The 10,534-nt window shown below is 45.9% G+C and carries 11 protein-coding genes and 1 pseudogene; 9 read left to right on the forward strand and 3 right to left on the reverse strand.

Going from position 1 to position 10,534, the window contains the following annotated elements; translation table 11 throughout:
- The 7 genes and pseudogenes from ACJ751_RS03155 to ACJ751_RS03185 form a co-directional block, all read left to right on the forward strand.
- On the forward strand, positions 1 to 258 hold a 258-nt coding region (locus tag ACJ751_RS03155; RefSeq protein ID WP_407743919.1), incomplete at its 5' end, for a hypothetical protein.
- 178 nt (positions 259 to 436) lie between these two features.
- The gene (gene porV / locus ACJ751_RS03160) at positions 437 to 1,603 is read left to right on the forward strand and encodes a type IX secretion system outer membrane channel protein PorV (RefSeq protein WP_407743920.1); all 1,167 of its coding nucleotides are present in this window, start codon (positions 437 to 439) and stop codon (positions 1,601 to 1,603) included.
- 162 nt (positions 1,604 to 1,765) lie between these two features.
- Positions 1,766 to 2,235: pseudogene (ispF, locus tag ACJ751_RS03165) on the forward strand (2-C-methyl-D-erythritol 2,4-cyclodiphosphate synthase).
- A 52-nt stretch (positions 2,236 to 2,287) separates the two neighbouring features.
- Entirely contained in the window at positions 2,288 to 2,731 is a 444-nt protein-coding gene (gene dut / locus ACJ751_RS03170; RefSeq protein ID WP_407743921.1) for a dUTP diphosphatase, read from the forward strand.
- A gap of 3 nt (positions 2,732 to 2,734) precedes the next feature.
- Positions 2,735 to 3,553: a DUF4292 domain-containing protein gene (locus ACJ751_RS03175; protein ID WP_407743922.1), complete on the forward strand. Its 819-nt coding sequence runs from the start codon at positions 2,735 to 2,737 to the stop codon at positions 3,551 to 3,553.
- Between the two features lie 88 nt (positions 3,554 to 3,641).
- Positions 3,642 to 5,057, forward strand: a complete 1,416-nt coding sequence (locus ACJ751_RS03180) for a murein hydrolase activator EnvC family protein (protein WP_407743923.1) — start codon at positions 3,642 to 3,644, stop codon at positions 5,055 to 5,057.
- Positions 5,058 to 5,151: 94 nt separating this feature from the next.
- Positions 5,152 to 6,432 (forward strand): murein hydrolase activator EnvC family protein, encoded by a 1,281-nt coding sequence (locus ACJ751_RS03185; protein ID WP_407743924.1) that lies wholly within the window; start codon positions 5,152 to 5,154, stop codon positions 6,430 to 6,432.
- Between the two features lie 46 nt (positions 6,433 to 6,478).
- Here ACJ751_RS03185 and bshA read toward each other — a convergent pair whose 3' ends face one another.
- Positions 6,479 to 7,618, reverse strand: a complete 1,140-nt coding sequence (gene bshA / locus ACJ751_RS03190) for an N-acetyl-alpha-D-glucosaminyl L-malate synthase BshA (RefSeq protein ID WP_407743925.1) — start codon at positions 7,616 to 7,618, stop codon at positions 6,479 to 6,481.
- Between the two features lie 95 nt (positions 7,619 to 7,713).
- On the opposite strand from bshA, the gene ACJ751_RS03195 reads away from it, so the two are divergent.
- Positions 7,714 to 9,081: a M20/M25/M40 family metallo-hydrolase gene (locus ACJ751_RS03195; protein WP_407743926.1), complete on the forward strand. Its 1,368-nt coding sequence runs from the start codon at positions 7,714 to 7,716 to the stop codon at positions 9,079 to 9,081.
- Between the two features lie 96 nt (positions 9,082 to 9,177).
- Positions 9,178 to 9,552: a hypothetical protein gene (locus ACJ751_RS03200; RefSeq protein ID WP_407743927.1), complete on the forward strand. Its 375-nt coding sequence runs from the start codon at positions 9,178 to 9,180 to the stop codon at positions 9,550 to 9,552.
- On the opposite strand, the gene ACJ751_RS03205 is transcribed toward ACJ751_RS03200, so the two are convergent.
- Together ACJ751_RS03205 and ACJ751_RS03210 are read right to left on the reverse strand one after the other, a co-directional pair.
- A complete protein-coding gene (locus ACJ751_RS03205) occupies positions 9,553 to 10,287 on the reverse strand; it encodes an SAM-dependent methyltransferase (protein WP_407743928.1) in 735 nt (244 codons plus the stop codon). It abuts the gene before it with no gap.
- A 9-nt stretch (positions 10,288 to 10,296) separates the two neighbouring features.
- Positions 10,297 to 10,534, reverse strand: a 238-nt coding sequence (locus ACJ751_RS03210) for an EI24 domain-containing protein (protein ID WP_407743929.1), incomplete at its 5' end; no start/stop codon positions are given.

Below are 10,534 nucleotides of genomic sequence, written 5' to 3' on the forward strand. Positions count from 1 at the left end.
ACCACCTTCTGGTTTGAACATAACAGGCCTGGGGAAGAGCTACTTATACAAATTCAAGTGTATACAATTACCGGAAAACTCGTAAAAACTATTCGCAAGACAATATTTTCGCCCGGAACCCGTTCGAGTGACTGTGAATGGAATGGGCGGGATGAATATGGTGATAAAATCGGCAGAGGTGTGTATATTTACCGTTTACGGGTACAAACCGGTGACGGCAAAGCAGCGGAAAAGCTCGAGAAATTGTTTATATTATAGTACCCAATTTTTGAAATAACTTATTTTAGCCAATCTATCGACAGGAAAATTTACCCTAAATTATTTATTGTATCGCATCAACAGGCTTTATTTGCAAAAGCAAGGGTAAACTTTATTCTACCAAACTGCTATTGAGAGAACGTTGAACGCGGTCTGATACCTTAAAGACAATTCAAAAATGAAACGAAAATTCTTGAAACTAACTGTAGGTGTATTCCTGTCGATGGGTGTGATCTCTGCCAATGCCCAGGTACAACCTATAAATGTGGTCACAACTGCAGTCCCTTTTTTACGCATCTCACCTGATGCCCGGGCTGGCGGTATGGGCGATTTGGGCGTGGCTACAAGCCCCGATGCCAATGCCCCCTTCTATAACCTGGCTAAAGTGCCGTTTGCACAAAAGAACTTCAGTGTAGGCTTAACATATACGCCCTGGTTAAAAGACCTCGGGTTGAATGATGTGTATTTGCTGGCCATGGCCGGATATTACAAACTCGATGAAGACCAGGCCCTGGCTGGTTCGGTGCGTTATTTCAGCCTTGGTAACATTCAGTTTACCGATGCATCTGGTAATGATTTCGGTTCTGGCCGTCCCCGTGAATTTGGCGTTGACTTCGGTTATACCCGTAAACTGTCTGATAAAATAGGTCTGGGTGTGGCCCTTCGTTATATCCACTCAAACCTGGCTGGTAACCTGGCACAAAGCGGTACTACGTACAAACCAGGTAGCACAGTGGCCGGTGACCTTTCATTCTTCTATAATGGACAGGATGAAGCTGGTCAGGGCTGGAACTTCGGCGCTACCCTTACCAACCTGGGTGGAAAGATCGGTTATACGAACGATGCCACGCAGAAGGACTATATCCCTGCCAACTTAAGCTTTGGTACTACTTATACCAAAGCATTCGACGAACAAAACAAGATCACCTTTGGTATCGACTTACATAAATTACTGGTGCCAACACCACCTGCTTTCACCGGTGATAGCACTGTCGATAACCCTCGTGTAGCTGACTATAGAAACAAAACAACCGTGAGCAGCTGGTTCAGCTCATTCAACGATGCGCCAGGCGGCTTTAAAGAAGAGTTGAAAGAGTTCCAGGTATCACTGGGAGCAGAATATAATTACAGCGATCAGTTCTTTTTCCGCGCCGGTTATTTTTATGAAGATAAAACCAAGGGTAACCGTAAATATTTCACCGTTGGTTTAGGCGTTAAATACAATGTGTTCGGTTTGAACTTCTCATACCTGGTGCCTTCCGGCTCAGGCGTGAACCGTAACCCATTGTCAAATACCCTGCGTTTCGGCCTCATCTTCGACCTCGATGACCTGAATGCCGAATAATTAGCTAAATCAGCTATAATAGAATTGAATATATTTGAAGCGTTCCGGCGTAGCCGGGACGCTTTTTTTATCGCCGTCCGCGTGTCGCTGAAGCTTTTAACGGAGGCGCAAGCCCTGGCATAGGCGGATCGCAAGTTTTAGTACATTATCAACATTAGTAAAATGCGTATTGGATTCGGGATCGACTTTCATCAAATGGTAGAAGGCAGGGACCTTTGGATAGGTGGTGTTAAAATTCCCCATCATAAAGGGGCATTGGGGCACAGTGATGCCGATGTATTGTTACACGCTATTTGCGATGCCCTGCTGGGCGCACTGGCCCTGGGCGATATAGGCGTGCATTTCCCCAATACCGATAATACCTGGAAAGACATCGATAGCAAAATTCTGTTACAGAAAAGTTATGAATTGATAAAAGCCCGCCAATACCGGGTAATAAATGTAGATTCGTCAATTTGCCTCGAAGCGCCCAAGATCAAAAATATTCCGATCAAATGCGCAGTGTGATTGCCGGTATCCTGGAAATTACCGTAGACGATGTTTCGGTAAAAGCCACTACCACAGAAACCATGGGCTTTGTTGGTAGAGAAGAAGGACTGGTTGCGTATGCTACTGTACTGCTGGCAAAGTAGCATAATCAGCAAATTTGGCTATCGAAACACATTTTCACATTAAATTCGCGGGATGTCAAAAGTAAAAGTCAGGATAATTAACCAGTCTACTAATCCGTTGCCCGAATATGCTACGGAAGGAGCAGCCGGGATGGATATACGCGCTTTTTTGGAAGCGCCGATCGTATTAAAGTCACTCGAACGTTTTTTAGTGCCCACCGGTTTGTTTATAGAATTGCCCAAAGGGTACGAAGCACAAATACGCCCACGCAGTGGACTGGCCATAAAACAGGGGCTTACCTGTTTAAACAGCCCTGGCACCATAGATGCTGATTATCGTGGCGAAGTAAAGATCATTCTGATAAATCTGTCGCAGGAACCACAAACCATACACCCGGGCGATCGCATTGCCCAAATGGTTGTACACGAGGTAGAGCGTGTAAAATGGAAACCCGTAAAAACAATCTCGGTAACCAAACGCCACGACGGCGGATTTGGCCATACCGGTAAATCCTAAAGAATGAAATATATTTCCGGCCTCGTTATTATTGTCATCATCATGGCTGCAGCTACCAGTTGCAGATCTACCAAAACGATTCAAACAGCTATCGCTAAAAAAGATACAGCAGTAGTAGTGCCGTTGGTCGACCACCGCGTTGACTCTGTGCAGTATATTAGAAAGATCTGGGATACTATTCGCCAGAACAATATAAAATTCAACACTTTCAGCGCAAAGGTAAAAGTGCATTTTGAACGCAGCGATGGCAAGAATTACGATTTCACAGCCTATGTGAAAATGAAAAAAGACAGCCTGTTGTGGGTTTCGGTGAGAGCGCTGGATGTAATTGAAGTATTCAGGGTAAAGATCACGCCCGATAGCCTCATCATTATCGACAAAAACAAAAAAACGTACCAGTTGCGGTCTGTGCAATCTTTACAGGAGGTGATCCAGATCCCGCTCACCTTTACCGATCTGCAGAACCTGTTGGTGGGTAATCCCATTTTTCTCGACAGCAATATCAACTCCTTTAAAAGAGACGACCGGTACATTTCACTCATCAGTATGGGCGCCGTTTTCAAGCACCTGTTAACTGTGAGCAAAGACGATTATACCATTCAGCATAGCAAACTCGACGATGTGGACCCTGTCAGGTCCCGTACCGCCGATATCACCTATGGTGATTACCAGAATAAAAATGGCGTTCAGTTTTCGGCCTATCGTAAAATTACTGTATCGGAAAAGCAGAAACTGGATCTAACCATGGAGTATAAACAATTTGATTTTAACGTTGATTTAAATACTCCGTTCAGCATTCCGAAAAATTATAAACGGAATTAAGCGTTATGTATTAACTTCCATCCAACCCTGTGAATTATCCAATGTATGACCTGGCCCGAACCTGTTAACACTTAAAAAATCATTCAGTATGCTGAAAATGATGCTTACCTGTTTTTTGACCGTTACGGTTTCGGTTACCCTGCTTGCCCAACAACAACCAGGGGGAAGCAGTGATGAGCTGAGAAGAAAACAGGCCGACATTCAGCGGGAAATAGACGAGTTGAGAACTACGCTGAAGGATACCAAGAAGAATACCAAGGCGGGATTGTTACAACTGTCCATGGTGCAGAAAAAACTGCGCCTGCGCGAACAGGCCATTGGCAACATCAATCAGCAGATAAGTTACATCGAGGGCACCATTGGTAAATCAAAAAATGAGATCGGGCGGTTGAAAGTAGAGTTGGATACCCTGAAAGCACAATACGCCAAAAACATAGTGTATGCTTACAAGAACCGCAGTAACTACGATTTCCTGAACTTCATATTTTCCGCTTCCAGCTTTAACGATGCCCTGCGCCGGGTGCAGTACTTGCGGGCTTACCGCCTGTACCGCGAAGAGCAGGCTTCTACCATAAAGAACACCCAGACCTTGTTACACGACAAGATCGCGGGACTGGAATCCTCCAGGAAGGAAAAAGACGTGGTGTTACAAAAACAGGAAAAACAGAAAGAAGAACTGGAAGATGAGAAAAAGGAAAAGAATGAGATCCTGAGCAAACTCAAAGCCCGGGAAAAAGAGCTCTCCAAAGAACTGACGGCAAAACAAAGGGCCGACCAGAAATTGAAATCAGCCATTGGGGCTGCTATTAACCGGGAAATAAAGATCGCCCGGGATAAGGCAATTGCTGAAGCAAAGGCTAAAGAAGAAGCAGACGCCGCAGAAAACGCCAGAAAAAATGCAGCGGCCGAGGCGGCAAGAAAAGCCAGGGAAGCTAAAGAAAAAGAAGATGTAGCAGCCAAAAAAGCAGCTGAACCAAAAAATAACCCAACTGCCAGCGCACCGGTAGCCAAAGCCGAGCCTAAGGTAGAGCCCAAAAAGGAACCCGTGAAAAAAACGGAAAGTTTCCTGGAGTCCACGCCCGAAGGCAGCCGGATAAGTGGAAGCTTTGAAAGTAACAGAGGCCGGTTACCCTGGCCGGTTGAAAAAGGGAATGTAAAGATCCACTTTGGCACCTATTCCATTGAAGGCACCAAGCTGCGTGGAAATAACCCCGGTATTACCCTCGCCACAGAACCCGGCGCCGTGGTAAAAGCGGTGTTTGAAGGGGAAGTGTCGCGTATATTCGATATCGATGGTAACTGGAGCGTACTGATCCGCCATGGTAAATATTTTACCGTATATAGTAACCTGTCATCTGTAAGCGTAGCCAAAGACCAGAAAGTGACCAGTGGCCAGATGTTGGGCCGCGCCGCTGCCAATGATGATGGCAATGGCGAGATTGAATTTCTGCTGATGCAGGAAAACAGGAACCTGGATCCTGAAAGTTGGATACGCAGAAGGTAGGTTTTTGCGTTATTAATAAGATAAACGTTTATAAGAAGCCCCGACGGGAGCCGTCGGGGTTTTTATTCCTTGACCCTATTCAATGAAAAGCCCTATGTTGAAATGGATGGCCACCAGCCTGGCAGCCCTGACTATTGCCGTTTCACTGCCGGCTCAACAGTCCGGAAGAAGCGAAGACCTGAAGCATCAGCAAATTGAGATTCAGCGCGAGATCGATGAGTTGAAGAGTTCGCTTACTGATTCAAAAAAGCGAACCCGGGCCAGTATACGCCAGTTAGAAATGGTGCAGGAAAAACTCCGCCTGCGCGAAAAGGCCATCAGTAACATCAATCAGCAAATAGACAGGCTGGAAGGCAACATTGACCGGTCAAAAATGGAGATCGACAGTCTGGATACCCGGCTCGATACCATGAAGGCGCAATACGCCCGCAATATGGTAGCTGCCTATAAGCTCCGCACCAATTACGGCTTCCTCAACTTTATGTTATCGGCCCGCTCCTTTAATGAAGCTTTCAAAAGAATACAATATTTCCGCGCTTATCATGATTACTGCCAGGAGCAGGAGGTGACCATCAAGCAAACCCAAAAATTGTTGGCCGGAAAGATCAACGGGTTGGAAAGCACCCGCCGGGAAAAAGACGAAGTGATAAAGAAACAGGTGGTGCAAAAGAAAGAACTGGAAGAAGAAAAGAAAGAAAAGAATGAAGTAGTAAGATCTCTCAAAACCCGCGAGCAGGAGATCAGTAAAGAACTGACGGCAAAAAAGAAGGCCGACAGGCAACTGGGTTTTGCCATTCAAAATGCTATCTCAGCCGACTTTTATACCGGCACCGGTGGCCGCCGCAAGAGTACCACAAAAAAAGCTAAGACCACCACCAAAAAAGTAACTAAAAAGAAAGTGAAGGGAAAGAATAATGATGATGATGATGATAATGACCTGGCGCTAACTCCCGAGGCAAAATTGCTGAGTGGTAATTTTAAGAATAATAAAGGCAAATTGCCCTGGCCTGTTGAAAAGGCGCTTATCAAGATCCATTTCGGACCCTATAAAATACCAGGGATGGAAGTTATTGGCAACAACCCTGGAATAACCCTGGCCACTGAACCAAACGCTGAAGTGAGAGCCGTATTTGATGGCGAGGTGCTGAGCGTATTCAATGTAGAAGGCAATCGCTCGGTGATGGTGCGCCATGGAAATTATTTTACCGTATACGCCAACCTGGCTTCGGTGAGTGTAACGAAAAACCAGAAAATAACAGGCGGACAGGTAATAGGCATAGCTGATAACGCCAGCGATGGCAATGGTGAGATTGAATTTATCTTAATGAAAGAAAGGACCAATATCGATCCTGCGCAGTGGATCAAAAAGAAATAAGTTATTAAAAGAAAAAGCCTCCCGATTTATCGGGAGGCTTTTTCTTTTAAACCCGGCTTGCTATATTCTGCAAAAAGCGATTGTACAACGCTTCGTACCGGGGAACAATAGTTTCTATATCATACAAGCGGGCATGTGCAGCTGCTTTTGTTTTAAACTTGTTTAGTTTGTTTTCATCAGACAGCAGTTCAATGGCCCGCATGCTCATGGTTTCCACATCACCCACATCGGCCAGGAAACCTGTTTCTCCTTCGATATTTACTTCGGGCAAACCACCGGCATTACTGCTTATCACCGGTACGCCGGCCGCCATGGCTTCCAGCGCAGCCAAACCAAAGCTCTCATAATCGGAAGGCAGTATAAACAGATCACTGATGGCCAGTACTTCTTCAATTTGCTCCTGCCTGCCTACAAAACGGGTTTCATCGTATATGCCCAGTTCCCGGGCCAGGCTTTCAGCAGCGGGGCGTTCAGGCCCATCGCCTACAAACAACAACTTGCTGGGCACTTTTTTATTAATCCCGGCAAAAACTTTCACTACATCGGTTACTCTTTTCAGTTTACGGAAGTTCGATGCATGCAGTATCACTTTTTCATTGTGCGGCGCAATTACGCGACGGAAGGCATCGATAGGCTTTTTGGCAAAGCGTTTAACATCAACAAAGTTCTGAATGACCTTGATCTCTTTTTCTATCTTGAAATTTTTGTAAGTTTCATCGCGCAGGTTTTGCGATACCGCAGTAATGGCATCGCTTTCATTGATGGAAAAAGTAACTACGGGTGCAAAGGTTTTATCCTTCCCAACCAGCGTAATATCAGTACCGTGCAGGGTAGTTATCACCGGGAGGATCTTGCCCTGTTTTTCCAGTATTTTTTTGGCCATATATGCAGCCGACGCATGGGGGATGGCATAATGCACATGTAACAGGTCGATATTATTATTAACAATAACATCTACCATGGTGCTGGCCAGCGCAGTTTCATACGGTGGGTAATCAAACAACGGATAATTAGGCACCCGTACCTCGTGATAAAAAATATTGGCATTAAACTCACTCAGCCTCACCGGTGGTTGGTACGTAATAAAATGAACCTGGTGGCCCTTATCGGCCAGGGCTTTGCCCAATTCAGTTGCCAAAACACCACTTCCTCCGAACGTAGGATAGCAAACTATTGCAATGCGCATACTGCGATTTATATATTAAGATGGTGAAGGTAATTTAAAACGGTCAATAATGGTCTGGGGGATCATTTTGACTATTTTAGCGTAAAATAACGCACATGAGATTGAAATTGTTTACGCTAGTGTTAACAATTCTGGCTTTTAATGTCCATGCCCAAAACGAAGACTCGTTGAGAATAAGGGCCATTGCAAATGAGATCCTCCTGCACAGCAACGCTTACGAAAATTTACGGGTGCTCACAAAACAGGTGGGCGGCCGGTTAAGCGGTTCTCCCCAAACCTACAAAGCCGAAGCCTGGGGGCATAAAGCCCTGGAACAGGCCGGCGCCGACCGGGTAATTGAGCAGGCCTGCCTGGTGCCACACTGGGTGCGCGGTGGTAAAGATGAAGCCTGGATGGCAGCCCCGGGTAAAAAAAATCAATCACTCGATATTCTGGCATTGGGTAATTCTGTGGGAACAGGACCCAAAGGAATTCAGGCCCCCGTGGTGCTGGTGAATTCATTCGAAGAGCTGGAACAGAAAAAAGAATCGGTAAAAGGAAAGATCGTTTTCTATAATTACAAGTTCGACAATACCTACGTTAAAACCTTTGAAGCGTATCGCGACGCTGTAGTTTATCGCGGCGCAGGGCCCAGTCAGGCCGCTAAATATGGGGCAGTAGCCGTGTTGGTCCGTTCCATGAGCCATGCAGCAGATAATAACCCGCATACCGGTGCAACCCGGTATAACGATTCTTTCCCCAAAATACCTGCTGCCGCCCTGGGGCTTCAGGATGCCGACCGGCTGGCTGCATTTCTGCAAAAAGAATCGCCCAATGTGTTCCTGAAAACAAACGGAAAAATGCTGCCCGATACGGTAGCGCATAATATTATTGGTGAGATCACCGGCAGCGAATTTCCCGACCAGATCATTACCATCGGCGGTCACCTCGATAGCTGGGACCCCGCTGAAGGTGCGCATGACGATGGTAGTGGCTGTGTACACTCGATAGAAGTATTACGGGCATTGAAAGCCAGCGGGTATAAACCCAAGCGCACCATCAGGGTGGTATTGTTTGCCAATGAAGAGAACGGAACCCGCGGTGGCAGCAAGTATGCCGAGGAGGCCCGCCTTAAAAAGGAGAAACATATTTTTGCGCTGGAAAGCGATGAAGGTGGGTTTACCCCCCGCGGTTTTGGAGTAACCATGTCGGCCGATCTGCTGAATAAATTACGCAGCTGGTTGCCCTTGCTGACGCCCTATGGCATAAGTGAGATCGAAAATGGCGGTGGCGGATCAGATATTGGTCCATTGGCCAAGGAATTGGGAACGCCACTGGCCGGGTTACAACCCGATTCGCAACGGTATTTCGATATCCATCATGCCCGCAGCGATGTGTTTGAAGCGGTGAATAAACGCGAGCTGGAACTGGGTGCTGTTTCTATTGCCGCATTGATCTATCTTGTGGATAAATACGGTCTTTAAACAATAGGCAATGGGCAATAAACAATTGGCAAGCCGTTATTGAAAGTATTGCCCATTGTTTATTGCCTATTGCCAATTGAACTAACCCTAACAATAATGAAAAAGATCATTTTAATCGTAGTTCTCCTTCTGTTACTGGTAGCATCCGGTATAATATACTGGAAATATTTTTTTGTGTTTGGCGAAGGAGTGAAATCGGGCCATTTGAATTATGTAGTGCTGAAGGGCGACGTATTCAAAACCTACGAAGGGAAATTGATCCAGGAAGGCATCCGGTCACGAACAGCCGGCAGCATACAATCGTATGAATTTGAGTTCTCCGTTGTAAATAAAGCGATCGCCGAAAAAATGATGGCCAACAGTGGTAAGTGGTTCGACCTGCATTACCGCGAATACCACCATGTATTAGCCTGGCGCGGCAATACCACATATATTGTAGATAGTATTCTTTCCATGCGGGAAGACAAATAATTAACCCGCCAGCATACAAAAAATAGTAGGTCTTTTATGAAGATCGGGCATATTCGCCTTCCACTGTCCCAGTGTTTTGGTATGAATGTATTCGGTGGGCGCCGTAATATCTGCTGCAATACACAATTTGGTAGTGGGCTTACCGGCTTTTATCAATGTTTCAAGCAGCTGCATATTTCTATAGGGCGTTTCAATAAATACCTGCGTACAATTCTTCTTCGCCGATTCAGCCTCCAGCTCTTTAATGGCTTCCCTGCGTTGCGTTGTATCTATGGGCAAATACCCAACAAACTGAAATTGCTGACCGTTCATGCCACTGGCCATCAACGCCAGTAAAATGCTGCTGGGGCCAACCAGCGGTTTTACCGTGGCGCCCGCTGCATGGGCCGCATCGGTTAACAGCTGACCAGGATCAGCAATACCCGGGCAACCCGCTTCGCTGATAATGCCAATGGTTTTGTTGTCCCTTACATGTTTATTGAAGGCCGTAAGCGCAGCTACATTATTGGTTTTATCAATAAGCACCCAGGTGTAGTTATCGATCACCATTTCTTTCCAGATGCTTTTTAAATAGCGGCGCGCGGTGCGTTCATTCTCCACAAAAAATACCTGGCATTGGCCTACTGCATCCTTAACATATGCAGGAATGGTCTCGGTTGCAGTTTCGTGCAAAACAGAAGGAATTAGATATATGGTGCTTTCTGACTTTTTCATTTTTATTTCTCTGGTTCTCATTCTTAATTTCTATTCCATGCCAACCTTATCATCGCGATGATACAAACTTATAGTAGCTGCAACAACTGCATAAGCCGGCGCCAGCACCCAGCCAATAATGGGAAACAGGTGCATCAGGTAAAACACCATGCCATTGCCAATGGCCAGTCCCTTGTGTTTACTGATAAAAGCGATGCTTTCACCGGGCGACAGGCGGTGGCGTTCGCAACTGTAATCCAGCATGGAGAAGCCATAATAATAGCATTCT

The organism is Niastella sp. (assembly GCF_045805085.1).
Taxonomy (GTDB): domain Bacteria; phylum Bacteroidota; class Bacteroidia; order Chitinophagales; family Chitinophagaceae; genus Niastella.